Raw genomic sequence first — 17,763 nt, 5'->3', positions numbered from 1 at the left:
ATTTCGGGGTGGAAGGCTGGGGGGCTTTGCGCTATGGGGCGACCATTCCCAATCTTCGGAGGCCATGGCCATGAAAGCCGCTGTCGTCACCTTCCCCGGTTCCAACTGCGACCGTGATCTGGCGCTGGCTTTTGAACGGGCGGGCTTCGAGGTCGTGCGGGTCTGGCACAAGGACAGCAGCTTGCCCGCAGGCGTCGATGTGGTGGGCGTGCCGGGGGGCTTTTCCTTTGGTGATTACCTGCGCTGCGGGGCGATTGCCGCCCAATCGCCGATTGCCGGTGCCATTCAGACCCATGCCGCGCGGGGCGGATATGTCTTGGGCATTTGCAACGGATTTCAGGTTCTGACCGAGATGCGGCTGTTGCCGGGGGTCTTGATGCGCAATGCGGGGCTGAAATTCGCCTGCAGGACGGTGGAGTTGAAGGTGGCGACCACCGCAAGCGCCTTTACCCAAAGCTATGCCAAGGGCCAGTCTTTGATGATTCCGATCGCCCATCATGACGGTAATTACACCATCGATGCTGAGGGTTTGGCGCGGCTGAAGGGGGAGGATCAGATTGCCTTCACCTATGGCCAAAACCCCAATGGTGCGATGGCGGATATTGCTGGGGTTCTCTCGGAGAACCGCCGTGTGCTGGGGATGATGCCGCATCCGGAACGTGCCAATGACCCTGTCTTGGGGGGCACGGACGGCGCCGGGCTCTTCGCCGGTCTGATGCGCGGGATGGCGCTGGCCTGACGCGCTTGTGCTTGAGGCGCGCCGCCCGGGGCCCTAGATTTGCGCCATGACCGATCTGCCCAATCCTGACAGCCTTAAGCCCGCGCCCTATGGCGGGTCGTGGCGCATGCGTCTGGCGATCGGTCTCTTGATCGTGCTGGCCATCGGCGTGGTCTTGGTCACCAATCGCTGGCTGTCTGAGCGGTTCACCGAAACCACCCGCAACCGGGCCGAACTGCGCTTGGCGCTTTATTCGGGCAACATGCTGTCGGAGTTGCAGCGCACCTCGGTTGTGCCCTTGCTTTTGGTGGATGACCCGGCGATCCGCGATGCGCTGGTGCGCGGCCGGTTTTCGGACACCACGCTGCGCCTGATCAAGGTGCAGGGCGAGATTGGCGTCGCCTCGATCCTGTTGTTGGACAAGGATGGGCGGGCGGTTGGGGCGACGAACCGCAATCTTCTGGGCACAAGCCACCGCACCAGCCCTTATTTCGTAGATGCCATGCGCAGCCGTGACACGGTCTTTGCCGCCGTCCCGCGCGCAGGTGGTGGCTATGAATTCACCTATTCGCGCCAGATTTTTGCCGATGGCCGCCCGCTGGGGGTGATCGTCGTCGGGGCCGATCTGATGAAGCATGAACGCGCTTGGGCGGGGTTGCAGGATGCGGTCATTGTGGCCGACAGCACGGGCACGGTGCTCTTGGCGACCGAGACCATCTGGCGTGGCAAGCCCTTGGATGAGGCCTTGATGAGTGCCGAGGAGTCTTCGGCCTTTGGGCGGGCCCTGAAGGGGGCGGCGGATTGGGCGCAGAACCCGCCCGATGCCTATGTGGCCGGTGAGGCGGTGTTGCGCACCGAGGCGCGGGTGCCGTTCCGGGGGTGGCGCATGGTGGCCTTTACCGCCTATGATTCGGTGCGCGAGCGGGTGAACGGTGTGATTGCGCTGGTTATCATGGCCTTTGCCATTCTGGCCGCTTTGACCTTTTACATGCTGTCGCGCCGAGCCTGGTCGCAAAGCCAGTCTTTGCAACGGGAATCGGCCGAGTTGCGGCTGTTGAACGCCCGGTTGAACCGCGAAATCGCTGAGCGGGAGAAGGTGCAAAAGACGCTTGAGGTCGCCGAGTTGACCTTGGCGCAGTCGTCCAAACTCGCCGCTTTGGGCGAAATGTCGGCGGCTGTGAGCCATGAGTTGAATCAGCCTTTGGCCGCGATGAAAACCTATCTGGCCGGCGCGCGGCTTTTGTTGCAGCGCAAACGGCCCGAGGAGGCGCTGTCGTCCTTCCAGCGGATTGATGATCTGATCGAGCGGATGGGCGCGATCACGCGGCAGTTGAAATCTTATGCCCGCAAGGGCGGCGAGGCGTTTGAGCCGGTCGATCTGCGCGCCTGCCTCTCTTCGGCGCTGGCAATGATGGAACCGCAGCTAAAGCAACGAGTGGTGCAGATCACCCGCACCTTGCCGCGCCAGCCGGTCATGGTGATGGCCGACCGTATCCGGCTGGAGCAGGTGATCATCAACCTTTTGCGAAATGCGCTGGATGCGACGAAAGATGTGGCCAAGCCGCAGATTGATTTGTTGATGACCATGGGTGATCTGGCCACGCTGGCGGTGCGCGACAATGGTCATGGCATCACCGATATCGGTTCTGTGTTTGAACCGTTCTACACCACGAAAAAGCCGGGCGAGGGGGTGGGCTTGGGCCTTGCCATTTCGTCGGGCATTGTCACCGATCTGGGCGGCCGTCTGACCGCCCACAACGCCGAAGATGGTGGGGCGGTGTTTGAAATGCAGCTTCCGGTTCTGGCCTCGGCCTCCGGTCGCACCCCCAAGGCAGCAGAATAATGAGGGCAGCATGGCACGGGCAATGAAGGTGGCGATCGTCGATGACGAGGCGGACATGCGGGCCTCGATCAGCCAGTGGCTGGCCTTGTCGGGCTTTGACACCGAAACCTATGCGAGTGCCGAAGAGGCGCTGAAGGTGATCGGGCCGGAGTTTCCCGGTGTGGTGGTCAGTGACATCAAGATGCCCGGCATGGATGGCATGGCCTTTTTGAAACGCCTGATGGGGATGGATTCGGGCCTGCCGGTCATCATGATCACCGGCCACGGTGATGTGCCGATGGCGGTTGAGGCGATGCGGGTCGGGGCGTTCGATTTTCTGGAAAAGCCCTTTAACCCCGACCGGATGACTGAACTGGCCAAAAAGGCCACTCAGTCGCGTCGGCTGACCTTGGACAATCGTGCGCTGCGCAAGGAATTGTCGGATGGCAGCACGATTATGAAAAAGCTGATCGGTGCCAGTCCGGCGCTGGAGCGGCTGCGCGAGGATATCTTGGATCTGGGCCAAGCCGACAGCCATGTGCTGATCGACGGTGAGACCGGCACCGGCAAGACGCTGGTGGCCCATGCGCTCCATGCGGTGGGGCCGCGCGGGTCGAAGAAGTTTGTCAGCATCTCATGCGCGGCTTGGGGTGAAGAGCAGCTGGTGGCCAAGCTGTTTGGCCCCTCCGAGGATGGGAACCTGCCCTTGGTCGAAGAGGCGCGGGGCGGCACGCTATGCCTTGAGGATATCGAGGCGCTGAGCCATCCGCTGCAATCGCGGCTGTTGACGCTGATCAATGATCAGTCGACCCCGCCCGAAACCCGGATCATCGGCATTTGTAACGAACACGCGCCGGACAAGACGCTGGAAGACCTGTTGCGCGCCGATCTGTTCTATCGGCTGGGGGCCATGACGATTATCTGCCCGCCCTTGCGGTCACGCGGTGAGGATATCTTGACGCTCTTCGCCCGCGCCTCTGAGTCTTTTGCCGAAGAATATGGCTGCGACGCACCGCAGGTGACGGCGCAAGAGGCGGCCCAGCTGTTGCAGGCCCCTTGGCCGGGCAATGTGCGCCAACTGGTCAATATTGCCGAACGCGCCGTGCTGCAAAACCGCCGGGGGTCCGGGTCGATTGCGAGCCTTTTGATGGCGGACAATGAGGCCTCGGGGCCGGCAATGACGACCGAGGGCAAGCCCTTGAAGGAATATGTTGAAAGCTTTGAGAAAATGCTGATCGACAACACCATGCGCCGCCACAAGGGCAGCATCACAGCGGTGATGGACGAGCTGTGTCTGCCGCGCCGCACGCTGAACGAAAAGATGGCGAAATACGGCTTGCAGCGGCAAGATTACACCTGATCTTCGCCGCAGGGTTGCGTGGCGTGCGATTGGCCGTCCAGACCTTCCGCAGAAAGGCATTGTATTTGCCGCCCCTTTGCCGCTAGGGTTCTGTTAGGCGATCTCTATCGCCGCGAAATTCTCTGCCCGAACTCACTTGATGCGTTTATGCGCCGTGGGCAAGGGCGGTCGGATCGGCCCGATTGGCCGCGAAATTGCGCGTAAACTTTTGTTTTCAAAGGAATACGCGCTTAAACAGGTGGGCGGCCCCAAAAGCCGCTCAGACGTGAACCGCGATGGCGCGTGCTGTGATTGCATGGACAGGTGAGGAGTGCCCACAGGGCATGTCCCGCCAGCATGTCTTGCGCGCGCCCGCCCGAACAAGCCGCCTTGTTTCGTATGACACCCCCTCCGGTCCGCCGGGGGACATCTTGCGTTCAAGGCGCAATGGATTGATATGTCAAAGAAAATGCTCATCGATGCCACACATGCGGAAGAAACCCGCGTGGTTGTGGTCGACGGAAACAAGGTTGAAGAATTCGACTTTGAAACCCTGAACAAGCGCCAGCTTGCAGGAAACATCTATCTGGCCAAGGTCACCCGCGTTGAGCCGTCCTTGCAGGCTGCCTTTGTCGATTACGGTGGCAATCGTCACGGGTTCTTGGCTTTTGCCGAAATTCATCCCGATTACTATCAGATCCCGGTCGCCGACCGTCAGGCGTTGATCGAGGAAGAGCGCGCCTATAACCGCGCGCAGGAAGAGGAAGAAAACCGCCGGTCGCGTCCGCGCCGGGGGCCAAAGCCCGGCCCGAAGGCCGAACGCGCCACGTCCAGCGACGAAGTGGCCACGGGCGAGATTTCCTCGATGGATGTGGTCGATCTGACCGAAACCGAGTCGAGCGTCGAGTCTTATGCCGATCAGGCCACCGAAGCCGAAACGCGCGGCGGCGATGAGGCTGACGAGGGCCATGGTCACGACCACGCCTATCACGCGATCGACCATGCCTCGGACACCGATGACGACATCGAATCCATCGCCGAAGAGGATGTGGCCGAGGAAATCAGCCAGCCCCGCCGTCCGCGTGCGCGGCGCTACAAGATCCAAGAAGTCATCAAGATGCGCCAGATCATGCTGGTGCAGGTGGTAAAAGAAGAGCGCGGCAACAAAGGCGCGGCGCTGACCACCTATCTGTCGCTGGCAGGCCGTTATTGCGTTCTCATGCCCAACACCGCCCGCGGTGGCGGTATCAGCCGCAAGATCACCCAAGCCGCAGACCGTAAGAAGCTGAAAGAAATCGCGGGCGAGATCGAAGTGCCGGAAGGTGCTGGCCTGATCATCCGCACGGCGGGGGCCAAGCGCACCAAGCCCGAGATTAAGCGCGACTATGAATACCTGATGCGTCTGTGGGAACAGATCCGCGAGTTGACGTTGAAATCCATTGCGCCCGCCCCGATCTATGAAGAGGGTGACCTCATCAAACGGTCGATCCGCGATCTTTACACCAAAGAGATTGAGGAAGTGCTGGTCGAGGGTGAGGCCGGCTATCGCACCGCCAAAGACTTCATGCGGATGATCATGCCGAGCCACGCCCGGCAGGTGATCCGCTATACCGACCCGACCCCGCTGTTTGCCCGCTATCAGGTGGAAGGCTACCTTGGGGGCATGTTCAACCCGACGGTGCAGCTGAAATCGGGTGGCTATATCGTGATCGGCGTGACTGAAGCGCTGGTTGCGATCGACGTGAACTCGGGTCGCGCCACGAAAGAAGGGTCGATTGAGGACACCGCGCTCAAGACCAACCTTGAGGCCGCCGATGAGGTGGCCCGCCAGTTGCGTCTGCGTGACCTTGCGGGTCTGATCGTCATCGACTTTATCGACATGGAAGAGCGTCGCAACAACGCGGCCGTCGAAAAGCGTCTGAAGGACAAGCTGAAAACCGACCGTGCGCGGATTCAGGTGGGCCGCATCTCGGGCTTTGGCCTGATGGAGATGAGCCGCCAGCGCCTGCGCCCGGGGATGCTGGAAAGCACCACCCAGCCTTGCCCGCATTGCCACGGCACCGGGTTGATCCGGTCGGATGACAGCATGGCGTTGCAGGTTCTGCGCGCGCTGGAAGAAGAGGGCACGCGCAAACGCTCGAAAGAGGTGCTGTTGAAGGCGCCGATCGGGATTGTGAACTTCCTCTTCAACCAAAAGCGCGAACATATCGCGCTGATCGAGGCCCGTTATGGGATGAGCGTGCGGATCGAGGCCGATCCTTCGCTGATCAGCCCCGATTACGCGATTGAAAAGTTCAAGACTGCCACCCGCTTTGTGCCGGAACATGCGCCGGTGATTTCGGGCCATGCGGGGCTGATGGGTGATCCGGTGGATGAGGCCGATGAGGATATTGTCGAAGACGATATCGTCGAAGAGGCCGAGGCCGAAGGCGAAGCCGTTGAGGTGGTTGCATCGTCGGACAATGCCGAAGGCAATGGCGGCAACCGCAAGCGCCGCCGTCGCCGTCGTCGCCGCAAGCCCGGTGGGGCAGGGGCCGCAGGTGAGGCTTCTGACAACGGTGGCCAGGATGATGGCCAAGATGATGGGTCCGATGAAGAGGACGGCGAAGGCGAAGCTGACGGCGGCGCAGATGATGCGGTGACCGAGGCAGCGGCAGAGCCGACTGTTCCTGCAAAGCGTGGTGTCACCCGCAGCCGCAAGCCCGCTGCCGCGCCGAAGGCCGCAAAGGCCGAGGTGGAGGCTGCTGCCGAAGCTGCGCCGAAGCCGCGCACCCGCAGCCGCAGCGCCAAGCCGAAGGCAGACGCAGAGCCGGTCGCCGCCGAGGTGGTTGCCGAGGTTGCTGAGGCCCCGGTTGCGGAGCCCGTTGCAGAGGCACCCGCCAAGCCCAAGGCCACCCGCAGCCGCGCCAAGCCCAAAGCGGCAGAGCCGGTCGCCGAGCCGACAGTTGCTGAGGCCAGCTTTCCGGCGGACCCCGTTCTGAGCGAACCCGCGCCAAGTGCGGCGCTGGTGCCCGATCCGCAGGATACCGTGGCCCCGCCCCCCGAGGATGGCCCGCCGAAGCCCCGCAAAAAGGGCTGGTGGTCCGCAGGCCGCTAAACACAAAAAGGCGCGGCCGGAGACCCCGGTCGCGCCTTTTGAGTTTAAGGCGCAAAGCGCCTGCGCTGAGGGATCAGCCGCGGCCCACCCGGATCAGGTACAACGCGACCGAACCCTCATTCATGGCGGCCAGAAACTCGTGCCCGGCTTCGGTGCAGAAATGCGGCAGGTCGATTGCCGCCATGGCATCGGTGGCCCGCACGCGCAGCACCGCACCCGGCGCCATGCTTGCCAGACGCTTGCGCGCCCGCAGCACCGGCAAGGGGCACAAAAGGCCCTCGCAATCTATCTCGGCATCAAATTCCATTGTCCGGCCTTGCGTTGGTTCGGCCCCAGATACCCTTGTCTGTGGCCTATACGCCAGCCCCTTGGCGGCGCATGTAACCCTGATCTGACGGGGATGTGACACTGCGGGGGGGTGACGGACCTGCCCGTGCCCGCTATCACGGCGGCAAGGAGACGCCCATGTTCGGTTTCGATATTTTGGATGCAGGTCTGGTTCTGGCCAGCCTCTTGGCGTTTGCCGGGGGGCTTTTGTCCTTTCTGTCGCCCTGCGTCTTGCCCGTCGTGCCGCCCTATCTGGCCTATATGGGCGGCATTTCGATGGGCGAGATGACCAGCCCCGGCACGGCGCGCCGCCGCGTTATCTTGCCGGCGCTCTTCTTTGTGCTGGGCCTCTCGACGATTTTCTTGCTTTTGGGCTTTGCCGCCTCGGCCTTTGGCCGGTTCTTCCTGTCGAACCTTGAGCTTTTTAACCAGATTGCAGGCGCTGTGGTGGTCGTCTTCGGCCTGCATTTCCTAGGCGTGTTCCGGATTGGCATCTTGGACCGCGAGGCGCGGCTGGATGCCGGGGATCGCGGCGGATCGGCGCTTGGCGCCTATGTGCTGGGGCTCGCCTTTGCCTTTGGCTGGACACCCTGCAACGGGCCGATCCTGTCGGGCATTCTGACCATGGCGATGCAGGGCAATGACATGGGCCGCACGATGTATTTGATGGGCGTTTATGCCATGGGCCTGGGACTGCCCTTCCTATTGTCGGCCATCTTCATCGCGCAATCCATGAGCCTGATGCGGCGGATCAAGCCCCATATGCGCAAGATCGAAATGGCGATGGGGCTTTTGCTGGTAATCGTGGGGCTGACCTTGTTCACCGGCACCTTCTCGGTGTTTTCGGGCTGGCTTTTGGACATCTTGACCGCGCTGGGCCTGCCGCTTTTGGGGTGATCGCCCTTAATTCTGCCAAGGTTTCATGGCAGTGTGCAGAGAAATCTGTGAGGGCGTGATGGGTGAATTGGTGGATCAGGGCGCAGAGGCGGTGTTTCGCCGGCGGGTGTTCTACATCCCCGGCTATGACCCGGTGCATCCCCGCCGCTACCGCGAGTTGTACCGCAAGGAAGGTGCGCAACAGGCGCGGATCCAAGGCTATGCGATTGATCTAAAGCCGAAATCCCTTGCGGGGTCTTATGGCTGGCAGGTCACTGCGCGGATCGACAACCGCCCCTGTCAAGCCGAAGTCGAGGTGCTGGTCTGGTCTGACATTGTGAAAACCTCGATGGAGCGCGGCATTGCGGGCACCTATCTGCAACTGGTGCGCACAGCTTGGGCCTATATCGGCACGGGCGCGCTTTTTCGGCTGATGAAGCTGCGCGGGGGGCCGATGGTGGCCGCGCTCTATCCGATCGCGATGTTGATCCTGCAACTCGTGCTGGCGCTGGTGCTGGGGGGGGCAGTTGCGCTTTTGGGGGCGTTACTGTCCCATTGGGCCCTTGGCCTTCTGGCGGGTGGGGCGACCGTCTGGACGGTACTTTTGGCCTTTAAGCGCCGGGATGCCCGGATTCTGGCCTATTACCTGATGCATGATTACGCCTATTCGGCCCAAGCGCGTGGTGCGAACCCGCCCGAGTTGGAGGCACGGATGGCCGAGTTTCGCGCCCGCATTGCCGACGCGATGGCCGAGCCGGTGGATGAGGTGCTGGTGGTCGGCCATTCCTCGGGGGCGCATCTGGCGGTGTCGATCCTGTCGGACCTGATCCGTGAGGGGTTGCCGGAAAAGCGCCCGGCACTGGCTTTGCTGACCTTGGGGCAGGTGGTGCCGATGGTGTCCTTTCTGCCCGAGGCGCGGCGCCTGCGGCGGGATCTGGCCTATCTGTCGACGCGCGAGGAAGTGACTTGGGTCGATGTGACCGCCCCCGGCGATGGCTGCGCCTTTGCACTGTGTGATCCGGTGTCGGTGAGCGGTGTCGCGCCCGAAGGCAAGCTCTGGCCCTTGGTCTTGTCGGCGGCCTTCTCGCAGTCTTTGTCGCCCGAGCGCTGGCAGCTGCTGCGCCGGCAATGTTTTCGGCTGCATTTTCAGTATATGTGCGCCTTTGATCGGCCCGGGCATTACGACTATTTCCAAATCACGGCAGGCCCGGTCACGCTCGGCGCGCGCTATGCAGGGCGGGCGCCGTCGAAAAGCCGGATCGAGACGCCGCTTTCAGGCTTTCGGTCGGTCGCATGATCCCGCCCAAGCCACAGGCCCGTCCGGACAAGGCTGGTTTTTGGCAGCATCTGCGGCTCTTTCGTCAAGACATCCTGTCCTCGCAGCCCGCCCGGCTTTACCGGGCTTGGATGGCCGAGTTTCGCACGCCATTCTTTCGCAGCTATCTGTGCAACGACCCCGCACTTGTGGCGCGGATCCTGTCAGAACGGCCGGAGGATTTCCCGAAGTCCAACCGCATCCGCGAGGGGCTGAGCCCGCTTTTGGGCAATTCGGTTTTTGTCACCAATGGTGAGGTCTGGAAGCGTCAGCGCCGGATCATCGATCCGGCTTTTGAGGGGGGCCGATTGCGCGACACCTTTCCGGCCATGGTGGCGGCCGGGGCGGCAAGCGCGACGCGCATGTCGCCCGGTGTGACCGAAATCGAAGAGGACATGAGCCACGCGGCGGCCGATGTGATCTTTCGCACGCTGTTTTCCATTCCCATCGAACACGAGATCGCCTCGGCGATGTTTCGGGAGTTTCGCACCTATCAGCGCACGCAGCCGCTTTTGAACCTTGCGGCCTTTTTGCCCTTGCCCGGCTGGATGCCACGGTTTCACAAACCGGCGACCCGGCGGTCCGCGGGGGTGATCCGGGGGCTGATCGCGCGGCTGTGCGAGGCGCGCGCTGAGGCGATTGCCGCAGGCACCGCGCCGGATGATTTGGCCACAAAGATTATGACGACGCGCGACCCTGAATCTGGTGAGACGTTCACGACGGAAGAAATGATCGATCAGGTGGCGATCTTCTTCCTTGCGGGCCATGAAACCAGCGCCTCGGCCTTGTCTTGGGCGCTTTATCTCTTGGCGCTTTATCCGCAGGTGCAGGATCGGGTAGCAGCCGAAGCGGTGAGCCTTGGCCAAGCGCCTGATTTTGCAGAGCTTTCAAAGCTGAGATACACCCGAGATGTGTTTCGTGAGGTGCTGCGGCTTTACCCGCCGGTGCCGATGATGGTGCGCGAAAACCGCTGTCCTGAAACGATGCGTGATCGCAAGGTGGCCCCGGGTGCGCAGATGGTGCTGTCGCCATGGCATCTGCACCGCCATGAACGGATCTGGCCGAACTCTGACGCCTTTGATCCCGACCGCTGGCAAACCGAGGAGAACCGCGCCTGCGCGCGTGATGCCTATCTGCCGTTTTCGACCGGACCACGGGTCTGCACAGGGGCTGGGTTCGCCATGGTGGAAGGGCCGCTTCTTTTGGCAATGCTGGTCCGGGATTGGCAGTTTGCGCGTATCGAAGGGCGCGATCCGGTGCCGGTGGCGCATCTGACGGTGCGGGCGAAGGATGGGATATGGTTGGACCTGTCGCGACGCTTGCTCGGTTGAAACAGCAAGAGTTTTCGAAAACTCTTGCAAATTTCTTCGAAGAAATTTGCTTTCAGACAACGATGGAAATGGCATCACGGTTGCAGAAGATCACGAATTGCCCGGCGTTTTCCACAGCACGAAATCCACGTCGGCGCACTTCAAAGCAAAAGCGCTGGCGCCCAACCAAGCGTTCTACATCCTCAACAGATCGGCGCAGTATTCCACCTTCGGCGGCGGCGCGGGCACTGAACAACTGAATGATCCAGCGATCTGGCGTAATGGGTGCAGGCAAATCCTTCATGGCACACCTCCTGCATCAAGTGTTGCCGATACACCGTTAACGCGCCGTTAAAGCCCGCAAAACCCAAACCCGAATGGCCGAAGCCAGTCCCACATCGCCGCTTCGCCCCGCATCCACTTCGGCGGCCAGCTCATTCAGCGACAGTCCCCGTGCGCGGGCAAGGCTTTGAAACGCCTCCCAAAACTCGGCCTCCAACGAGACGCTGGTCCGGTGGCCCTTGAGGGTGAGCGAGTGTTTGACGGGCCGCCCGGTCATTCGCGCGCGTGCCCGTCAAGATCGCGCCGGGCCTTTTCGGCCCGGGCTTTTTCAAGATCTTTCGCAGCCTTGGTCCGACCGAACTTCGCGGCGTTCTGATCGCCCGTCGCGCGGGATGTTTCCCGCTCTTTGGCCTTGCGGGCCGCGCGAAGGTTGACGATCTTGGCCATGCCAGCCCCCTGAAATCAGCCCTTGGGGCCGATCATGTCTTCGGGCCGCACGATGCGGTCGAAGGTTTCGCCATCGACATAGCCCAAGGCAATCGCCTCTTCGCGCAAGGTTGTGCCGTTCTTGTGGGCGGTCTTGGCCACCTTGGTCGCTGCGTCATAGCCGATGGTGGGGGCCAGCGCTGTGACCAGCATCAGCGATTCCTTCATCAGCTTTTCAATCCGCGCGGTGTTGGCTTGGGTGCCGACCACCATATTGTCGGTGAAAGACCCGGCCGCGTCACCCAAAAGCTGCATGGATTGCAGGACGTTGTAGGACATCATCGGGTTGTAGACGTTCAATTCAAAGTGGCCTTGCGATCCGGCAAAGCCCACGGCGGCGTCGTTGCCCATGACATGGGCGCAGACCATGGTCAGCGCCTCGGCTTGTGTCGGGTTGACCTTGCCCGGCATGATGCTTGATCCCGGTTCATTCTCTGGCAGGATCAACTCACCAAGGCCCGAGCGCGGGCCCGAGCCCAAAAGGCGCAGGTCATTGGCGATCTTGAACAGGCTCGCCGCCACGGTTTTCAAGGCACCCGAGAACATCACCATGGCGTCATGGGCTGCCAGTGCTTCGAACTTGTTCGGGGCGGTGACGAAGGGCAGGTTGGTGATCTTGGCGATTTCGGCGGCCACGCGGGTGTCAAAGCCGACGCGCGTGTTCAGGCCGGTGCCCACGGCGGTGCCGCCTTGGGCCAATTCATAGATATGCGGCAGGCACATCTTGACCCGCTCGATCCCGCGCTCGACCTGTTTGGCATAGCCCGAGAATTCCTGCCCCAAGGTCAGCGGCGTTGCATCCTGCGTATGGGTGCGGCCGATCTTGATGATGTCTTTGAACTCATCCGATTTCGCGGCCAGCGCGCGGTGCAGCTTTTCCAGCCCCGGCAACAGCACATCGCGCGCCATCATCCCGATGGCGACATGCATCGCGGTGGGGAAGGTGTCGTTCGAGGATTGGCCCATGTTCACATGGTCATTGGGATGGACCGGCTTTTTCGATCCCATCACCCCGCCCAGCATTTCGATGGCGCGGTTGGAGATCACCTCGTTGGCGTTCATGTTGGATTGGGTACCCGATCCGGTCTGCCAGACCACCAGCGGGAAGTTGTCGTCAAACTTGCCCTCGATCACCTCTTGGGCCGCCGCTGAGATGGTCTTGCCCAGATCCGCATCCAGATCACCTTGCGCCACGTTGACCAGCGCGCAGGCCTTCTTGATGACCCCCAGCGCGCGGATGATGGCGACGGGCTGACGCTCCCAGCCGATGGGGAAGTTGATGATCGACCGCTGGGTCTGCGCGCCCCAGTATTTGTCGGCGGGAACCTCCAGCGGGCCAAAGCTGTCGGTTTCTGTGCGGGTAATTGTCATGGCGTCTTCCCGGATTAACTTGGATGTGCGCCACTGCTATGCGATTTGAATTGCGCAAACAAACATCGAATCGCATGTGCGACAATCAAGGGCAGCAAAAAATGACCGAAATCGATACTCTGCGGGACGCCTATCTCGATCTTTTGCGAGATACAATCATCAACGCAATTTACGACGATCCGGGCATGGCGCCACTGAAGCCGTGGCAGGTGCTGAAATCGCTGGCCGGGCAAAAGCACCGGGTCAAGGGCTTCGACGCGACCAAGCGGGAAAGCGGGCTTGATTGGCCGTCTGTTGCCCATTCGATGATTGGGCGCAAGCGGATGGACAACCTACGCCAGTGCCTGACCGATGTGATCGGACGCGGCGTGCCGGGGGACTTCGTGGAAACCGGAGTCTGGCGCGGTGGGGCCTGCATTCTGGCGCGCGGCATCCTGCGGGCTTACAGCGACAGCGCCCGCAAAGTCTGGGTCTGCGACAGCTTTGAAGGCCTGCCGCCGCCGGACGTCAAAAAATACGCCGCCGACAAGGGCGACAAGCATTACAAGAACAACCTGCTTGCTGTCGGGCTGGAGCAGGTGCAGGACAACTTCCGTCGGTATGGGCTTTTGGACCATCAGGTGCAGTTTCTGAAAGGGTGGTTTAAGGACACCTTGCCCGGCGCGCCCATTTCAGCGGTTTCGGTGCTGCGTCTGGATGGCGACATGTACGAATCCACAATGGACGCCCTGCGCGCGCTTTATGCTAAGGTCAGCGATGGTGGCTATGTGATTGTTGACGACTATCACGCGGTTGCGGGATGTCGTCAGGCCGTGCATGATTTCGTTGCGGCCGAACATCCTGCCGAGCCGTTGGAAATTCATGAGATTGACGGAGTTGGGGTTTATTGGAAACGGGCGCTGCGAGGGTAAACCGTATCCTCGTGACCAGGCTGTCTAGGTCTTTCGGAACTTGTCCAGCCGGACCACCTGCGCATCGTGCTGCGGCGGCTCGGGGTCGTCCTCGGGCTCATCCTCGGCGTCGTCTTCGTCGCTCTCGTGAGTTTCAAAACGCAGGCCGAATTCCACCGAAGGATCGACAAAGGTCCGCAGTGAGTCGAAGGGGATAATCAGCGGTTCGGGCTGATTGCCGAAATTCAGCGTGATCGAGAAGCCCTCATCGGTGACGACCATGTTGTCGAACCAATGCTGGATCACCACGGTCATTTCCTGCGGATAGCGCGCGCGCAGCCAGTCGGCGATTTCCACGCCCTCAGCCGTGGTGTCGAAGGTGATGAAAAAATGATGGGCACCGGGCAGGCCGTTGTCGGCCACATCCTTGAGAACGGTCTGGATCAGCCCACGCATCGCGCGGTGCATCAGATTTCCGTAATCGATGGTCCGTGCCATGCTTGCCCCTTGAACTTTGACGCGGCCAGCATAGGGGATTCGTTCTCGAAGGAAAGGGGAAGGCGACAAGACGGGGCGACCAATCGGCCTGTCATGCTGCCGCAGGTGGGAAAGTGCCGGAGCCTTTGGTCGCGCTCCGCCCCCAAAAGCTGGAATTCGCTGGAGCCTTTGCGCTGCGAGGGGGGAAGGTCCAGGATTCTGTTGCCAGGCTCCACCCCCAATTGAGAAACTCGCCGGAGCCTTTGCGCAGTGAGGGGGGGTAAGTGCCGGATTCTGTTGCCAGGCTCCGGCGGGCCCCGCCTTACGCGGCTAAGCGGAAGGGCTTAGGTTTCGATGTTCGGACCGCTTACGCAGCCAGAGCCATCGGAGCGTGGTTGTCATTGGCAACTACACTTGTGGTCCGATAACGGTGGTGCCTACCGGGTAAAAGCTGGCCTCTTTAGACGTCCGTCGATCCTATTTCGGCCCCAAACCCCCGCAATGTCGGGTGAGATGGTGGAGCCGCCGGGTACCGCCCCCGGGTCCGAGCCGTTTATTACAGGTGCGTTTATCACCATAGTCCGGAGCAAGCCCCGAACAGGTCAAGATATAAGAGGGCAGGGCTCGACACGCAAGGGCTGGCCAAACGCAAAACGCCCGCAAGCGGGGCTTGCGGGCGTTTCAGGATCTTTGCGCTGCGGCGATTAGAAGCCGGTTTTGATCATCTCAAACTCTTCCAGCATCTTCTCGCGCATGCCGTGGTCGATCGGCGTCTGGGCCAGAAGGGTGCCGTCCACCGGGCTAACATCGGCCGCCGCGAGTTCTTCTGCGGTGATCGAGGTCATCGCGGCATCATTGCTGTGGGCGTAGCCGAAGTTTTCCAGCAGGCCCTTGGCCGAGCCATGCTCAAGCCAAGCGTTGATGAAGTCATAGGCCTTGTCTTCGCTGCCCGGCGCGTCCTTGAAGTTCACATAGCCGCAGAACCAGGTCGTGGCACCTTCGGCTGCCGTGCGCTGGAAGCCAACGGGGAAGTTTTCAGCCCGCATCAACGCGATCGAGTCGTTCCACGACCACGCCAGCAGAACTTCGCCCGACGCCATCAGCTGCGACAGTTCCGACGGGTCGGACCAATAGGCGCGCACATTGGGGTGCACTTCACGCAGCCAAGCCGCGGCAGCGGCGAACTGCTCGTCGGTGATCGAGGTCCAATCGGTCACACCGGTCGCCAGAAGCGCCAGCGCCCAGACGTCGTCGGTGTTGTCGGGCAGCGAGATGCGGCCCGCGTATTTCGGGTCCTTGAACACGTTGAGCGAGGCAACATCGGCCTCAGGGACCTCGGTCGTGTTCCACGCAATCGCGGTGTAGGCGTAATCGGTCGGGATGTACCAGACGCCGCCATCATCGGCGAAAATCTTGGAATCCTTAAAGCGCGCTGCGATGTTGCCGTATTCCGGAATCCGGCTGACATCCCAAGGCTCAATCAGGCCTGCGTCGCGATACTTGGACACCATCTGCGAGCAGGGGTGCGCCACATCGGCCTTGAAGCCCGAGGACATTTTCTGGAAGGCTTCGTCGTCATCGGCGAAGAAGGCATAGGTCGGCATCTGGCCATGCTTGGCGACATAGCCTTCGATCAGGGCTTGGTTTTCAAATCCAGCCCAATCAAACACGGTCAGCTCCGGATCGGCGGCCGAGGCCATCGAAGCAAAGCCAATCACGGTCGCGGTCGAAAGAAGAAGTCGGGACAGTTTTTTCATGCGGGTCCTCTGCTGTTGGTGTCGGCGGGGTCGTTGCCCGGAAGAAGGTGTCAAACGATGACAGGACGCTAGCGGCTGGTCTTGTCAGGCTCAAGCCCCCTAGAGATGCGTGTGATTTTGTAGGATGCAAGGGCAGAACCCCATTTGCGGCGCAAAAAGCGCCGAGTTTGCCCGGTTTTTGGGCACGGGCGGGCTTTACCTTCGTGCGGACGCCGCATAGCATTTTCGTGATCCTTGGCCGCGCGACAGCGTAACAAGGTCTGCCCCTTGGCCCCAAACGGGCTGTGCGGGCTTGGCGGGAAGACCTGCCACGGGGGCGGCTGCCCTCGTTCCCGTTCAAACCAGATCGACAGGACACCTTGATGACCAGCCCGCTGAACCTTGATTTTGTCCGCAGCCAGTTTCCGGCCTTTGCCTCGCCCGTGTTGTCGAGCCATGCGTTTTTTGAAAACGCTGGCGGGTCATACCCTTGCGCGCAAGTGGTGGACCGGTTGCACCGGTTCTACACCGACCGCAAGGTGCAGCCCTATGGCCCTTATCCGGGGGCGCAGGCAGGCGGGGCGGAAATGGATGAGGCGCGCACGCGGCTTGGGGCGATGATGGGCGTCAAGCGCGAAGAGGTCAGCTTTGGCCCCTCGACCAGTGCCAACACCTATGTGCTGGCCCAAGCGGTGCGGCAGTGGCTGCGCGGCACCGATGGGGCGATTGTGGTGACCAATCAGGACCATGAGGCTAATTCGGGTGTCTGGCGGCGTCTGGCCGATGAGGGGATCGAGGTGCGCGAATGGCAGCTTGACCCGGCGACCGGCAGCCTTGATCCGGCCGATCTTCAAAAGCTTCTCGCCGATGGCCGCGTGAAACTGGTGGCCTTTCCGCATTGTTCAAACGTGATTGCCGAGATCAACGACGTGGCGGCGATCTGCGAGATCACCCGCGCGGCGGGCGCGCGCACGGTGGTCGACGGCGTCAGCTATGCCCCGCATGGCTTTCCCAATGTCACCGCCTTGGGCTGCGATGTGTATCTGTTCTCGGCCTACAAAACCTTTGGCCCGCACCAAGGCATCATGGTCCTGCGCGAGGCCTTTGGGATGGAACTGCCGGGGCAGGCGCATTTCTTCAACCAAGCTACGCTGTACAAGCGGCACACCCCTGCCGGGCCGGATCACGCGCAGATTGCCGCCTGTGCGGGCATGGCGGATTATGTCGATGCCGTTGCCGCCGCCCATGGCATTGGTGGTGATGCCGCCAGCCGCAACAGCGCCGTGCATGACCTGATGCGCGCCCAAGAAGTGGCGGTGATTGCGCCCTTGCTGGACTATCTTGCGGGGCGCAACGATGTTCGGCTGTTGGGCCCGCGCGATGCGGGTAAGCGCGCGCCGACCGTGGCGGTGGAACTGGACCGCGCTGCGGTTCCGGTGTCGGAAGAGCTGGGTCGCAACGGCATTGCCTGCTGGGCGGGCGATTTCTATGCCGTGCGGCCTTTGGCGGCGCTGGGCATTGACCGCGAAAAGGGTGTCCTTCGGATGTCGGCGGCGCATTACACCAGTGCCGAGGACGTCAGCCGCCTGATCGCGGCTTTGGACCTTGTGCTGTAAGCCCCGCGCGCAAGCGGTATGAACGCTGGGTCGGTGGCCTTTGGCCGCTGGCCAAGCGGTCTTTGGCAGGGGGGCAGCCCTCTGCCTTACCGCGCCCACAA

The 17,763-nt window shown here is 61.7% G+C and carries 16 protein-coding genes and 1 other RNA gene; 9 read left to right on the top strand and 8 right to left on the bottom strand.

Annotated features, from left to right (window positions below):
- Nucleotides 1–70 precede the first annotated feature (70 nt).
- The 4 genes from purQ to AC72UB_RS13645 all read left to right on the top strand — a co-directional run bounded on the left by purQ (nt 71) and on the right by AC72UB_RS13645 (nt 6,976).
- A complete protein-coding gene (purQ, locus tag AC72UB_RS13660; protein ID WP_505190268.1) occupies nt 71–739 on the top strand; it encodes a phosphoribosylformylglycinamidine synthase subunit PurQ in 669 nt (222 codons plus the stop codon).
- A gap of 46 nt (nt 740–785) precedes the next feature.
- Nucleotides 786–2,561, top strand: a complete 1,776-nt coding sequence (locus AC72UB_RS13655) for a sensor histidine kinase (protein ID WP_505190267.1) — start codon at nt 786–788, stop codon at nt 2,559–2,561.
- Nucleotides 2,562–2,571: 10 nt separating this feature from the next.
- Nucleotides 2,572–3,900 carry a sigma-54-dependent transcriptional regulator gene (locus AC72UB_RS13650; protein WP_463290137.1) on the top strand — a complete coding sequence of 443 codons (1,329 nt, stop codon included), beginning with the start codon at nt 2,572–2,574 and terminating at the stop codon, nt 3,898–3,900.
- Between the two features lie 436 nt (nt 3,901–4,336).
- Nucleotides 4,337–6,976 carry an Rne/Rng family ribonuclease gene (locus AC72UB_RS13645; protein WP_505190266.1) on the top strand — a complete coding sequence of 880 codons (2,640 nt, stop codon included), beginning with the start codon at nt 4,337–4,339 and terminating at the stop codon, nt 6,974–6,976.
- Between the two features lie 73 nt (nt 6,977–7,049).
- Here the strand turns inward: AC72UB_RS13645 and AC72UB_RS13640 are convergent, their stop codons facing one another.
- Nucleotides 7,050–7,283, bottom strand: a complete 234-nt coding sequence (locus tag AC72UB_RS13640; protein ID WP_505190265.1) for a sulfurtransferase TusA family protein — start codon at nt 7,281–7,283, stop codon at nt 7,050–7,052.
- A gap of 158 nt (nt 7,284–7,441) precedes the next feature.
- Between AC72UB_RS13640 and AC72UB_RS13635 the strand changes: the two genes are divergently transcribed.
- From AC72UB_RS13635 to AC72UB_RS13625, 3 genes are read left to right on the top strand one after another with little or no spacing between them, the layout of a single operon-like run.
- On the top strand, nt 7,442–8,200 hold the full coding sequence (locus tag AC72UB_RS13635) for a cytochrome c biogenesis CcdA family protein (protein WP_463290134.1): 759 nt from the start codon (nt 7,442–7,444) through the stop codon (nt 8,198–8,200).
- A 58-nt stretch (nt 8,201–8,258) separates the two neighbouring features.
- Nucleotides 8,259–9,476 (top strand): hypothetical protein, encoded by a 1,218-nt coding sequence (locus AC72UB_RS13630; protein ID WP_505190833.1) that lies wholly within the window; start codon nt 8,259–8,261, stop codon nt 9,474–9,476.
- A complete protein-coding gene (locus tag AC72UB_RS13625; RefSeq protein WP_505190264.1) occupies nt 9,473–10,825 on the top strand; it encodes a cytochrome P450 in 1,353 nt (450 codons plus the stop codon). The genes AC72UB_RS13630 and AC72UB_RS13625 overlap by 4 nt, the downstream gene beginning before the upstream one ends.
- Nucleotides 10,826–10,877: 52 nt before the next feature.
- On the opposite strand, the gene AC72UB_RS13620 is transcribed toward AC72UB_RS13625, so the two are convergent.
- Genes AC72UB_RS13620 through fumC form a run of 4 tightly spaced genes read right to left on the bottom strand, consistent with a single transcriptional unit; the run spans nt 10,878 to nt 12,943 of the window.
- Nucleotides 10,878–11,108 carry an N-(5'-phosphoribosyl)anthranilate isomerase gene (locus AC72UB_RS13620; RefSeq protein WP_463290131.1) on the bottom strand — a complete coding sequence of 77 codons (231 nt, stop codon included), beginning with the start codon at nt 11,106–11,108 and terminating at the stop codon, nt 10,878–10,880.
- Between the two features lie 36 nt (nt 11,109–11,144).
- The gene (locus AC72UB_RS13615; protein WP_505190263.1) at nt 11,145–11,363 is read right to left on the bottom strand and encodes a ribbon-helix-helix domain-containing protein; all 219 of its coding nucleotides are present in this window, start codon (nt 11,361–11,363) and stop codon (nt 11,145–11,147) included.
- A complete protein-coding gene (locus tag AC72UB_RS13610; RefSeq protein ID WP_505190262.1) occupies nt 11,360–11,533 on the bottom strand; it encodes a DUF4169 family protein in 174 nt (57 codons plus the stop codon). Before AC72UB_RS13610 ends, AC72UB_RS13615 begins: the two co-directional genes overlap by 4 nt.
- A 15-nt stretch (nt 11,534–11,548) precedes the next feature.
- The gene (fumC, locus tag AC72UB_RS13605) at nt 11,549–12,943 is read right to left on the bottom strand and encodes a class II fumarate hydratase (protein ID WP_505190261.1); all 1,395 of its coding nucleotides are present in this window, start codon (nt 12,941–12,943) and stop codon (nt 11,549–11,551) included.
- 101 nt (nt 12,944–13,044) lie between these two features.
- On the opposite strand from fumC, the gene AC72UB_RS13600 reads away from it, so the two are divergent.
- The gene (locus tag AC72UB_RS13600) at nt 13,045–13,854 is read left to right on the top strand and encodes a TylF/MycF family methyltransferase (protein ID WP_505190260.1); all 810 of its coding nucleotides are present in this window, start codon (nt 13,045–13,047) and stop codon (nt 13,852–13,854) included.
- Nucleotides 13,855–13,878: 24 nt separating this feature from the next.
- On the opposite strand, the gene AC72UB_RS13595 is transcribed toward AC72UB_RS13600, so the two are convergent.
- The 3 genes from AC72UB_RS13595 to AC72UB_RS13585 form a co-directional block, all read right to left on the bottom strand.
- Entirely contained in the window at nt 13,879–14,331 is a 453-nt protein-coding gene (locus tag AC72UB_RS13595) for an SspB family protein (protein WP_505190259.1), read from the bottom strand.
- A 262-nt stretch (nt 14,332–14,593) separates the two neighbouring features.
- Nucleotides 14,594–14,949, bottom strand: a transfer-messenger RNA (tmRNA) gene (gene ssrA, locus AC72UB_RS13590).
- A 65-nt stretch (nt 14,950–15,014) separates the two neighbouring features.
- Nucleotides 15,015–16,067 carry an ABC transporter substrate-binding protein gene (locus tag AC72UB_RS13585; RefSeq protein ID WP_505190258.1) on the bottom strand — a complete coding sequence of 351 codons (1,053 nt, stop codon included), beginning with the start codon at nt 16,065–16,067 and terminating at the stop codon, nt 15,015–15,017.
- Between the two features lie 362 nt (nt 16,068–16,429).
- Here AC72UB_RS13585 and AC72UB_RS13580 point away from each other — a divergent pair, with 362 nt between their 5' ends.
- Nucleotides 16,430–17,662: an aminotransferase class V-fold PLP-dependent enzyme gene (locus tag AC72UB_RS13580; RefSeq protein ID WP_505190257.1), complete on the top strand. Its 1,233-nt coding sequence runs from the start codon at nt 16,430–16,432 to the stop codon at nt 17,660–17,662.
- Nucleotides 17,663–17,763: the final 101 nt, after the last annotated feature.

It is taken from the genome of Allotabrizicola aquatica (SeqCode), assembly GCF_965194375.1.
Classification (GTDB): Bacteria; Pseudomonadota; Alphaproteobacteria; order Rhodobacterales; family Rhodobacteraceae; genus Tabrizicola_A; species Tabrizicola_A aquatica.
Note: the sequence above shows the minus strand (reverse complement) of the source record. Positions and strands in the feature narration are given on the sequence as shown.

What these genes read in the sequence shown, in the direction of transcription:
- purQ (WP_505190268.1), top strand. Translation starts at nt 71, where the DNA reads ATGAAAGCCGCTGTCGTCACCTTCCCCGGTTCCAACTGCGACCGTGAT.
- AC72UB_RS13655 (WP_505190267.1), top strand. Translation starts at nt 786, where the DNA reads ATGACCGATCTGCCCAATCCTGACAGCCTTAAGCCCGCGCCCTATGGC.
- AC72UB_RS13650 (WP_463290137.1), top strand. Translation starts at nt 2,572, where the DNA reads ATGGCACGGGCAATGAAGGTGGCGATCGTCGATGACGAGGCGGACATG.
- AC72UB_RS13645 (WP_505190266.1), top strand. Translation starts at nt 4,337, where the DNA reads ATGTCAAAGAAAATGCTCATCGATGCCACACATGCGGAAGAAACCCGC.
- AC72UB_RS13640 (WP_505190265.1), bottom strand. Translation starts at nt 7,283, where the DNA reads ATGGAATTTGATGCCGAGATAGATTGCGAGGGCCTTTTGTGCCCCTTG.
- AC72UB_RS13635 (WP_463290134.1), top strand. Translation starts at nt 7,442, where the DNA reads ATGTTCGGTTTCGATATTTTGGATGCAGGTCTGGTTCTGGCCAGCCTC.
- AC72UB_RS13630 (WP_505190833.1), top strand. Translation starts at nt 8,259, where the DNA reads ATGGGTGAATTGGTGGATCAGGGCGCAGAGGCGGTGTTTCGCCGGCGG.
- AC72UB_RS13625 (WP_505190264.1), top strand. Translation starts at nt 9,473, where the DNA reads ATGATCCCGCCCAAGCCACAGGCCCGTCCGGACAAGGCTGGTTTTTGG.
- AC72UB_RS13620 (WP_463290131.1), bottom strand. Translation starts at nt 11,108, where the DNA reads ATGAAGGATTTGCCTGCACCCATTACGCCAGATCGCTGGATCATTCAG.
- AC72UB_RS13615 (WP_505190263.1), bottom strand. Translation starts at nt 11,363, where the DNA reads ATGACCGGGCGGCCCGTCAAACACTCGCTCACCCTCAAGGGCCACCGG.
- AC72UB_RS13610 (WP_505190262.1), bottom strand. Translation starts at nt 11,533, where the DNA reads ATGGCCAAGATCGTCAACCTTCGCGCGGCCCGCAAGGCCAAAGAGCGG.
- fumC (WP_505190261.1), bottom strand. Translation starts at nt 12,943, where the DNA reads ATGACAATTACCCGCACAGAAACCGACAGCTTTGGCCCGCTGGAGGTT.
- AC72UB_RS13600 (WP_505190260.1), top strand. Translation starts at nt 13,045, where the DNA reads ATGACCGAAATCGATACTCTGCGGGACGCCTATCTCGATCTTTTGCGA.
- AC72UB_RS13595 (WP_505190259.1), bottom strand. Translation starts at nt 14,331, where the DNA reads ATGGCACGGACCATCGATTACGGAAATCTGATGCACCGCGCGATGCGT.
- AC72UB_RS13585 (WP_505190258.1), bottom strand. Translation starts at nt 16,067, where the DNA reads ATGAAAAAACTGTCCCGACTTCTTCTTTCGACCGCGACCGTGATTGGC.
- AC72UB_RS13580 (WP_505190257.1), top strand. Translation starts at nt 16,430, where the DNA reads ATGACCAGCCCGCTGAACCTTGATTTTGTCCGCAGCCAGTTTCCGGCC.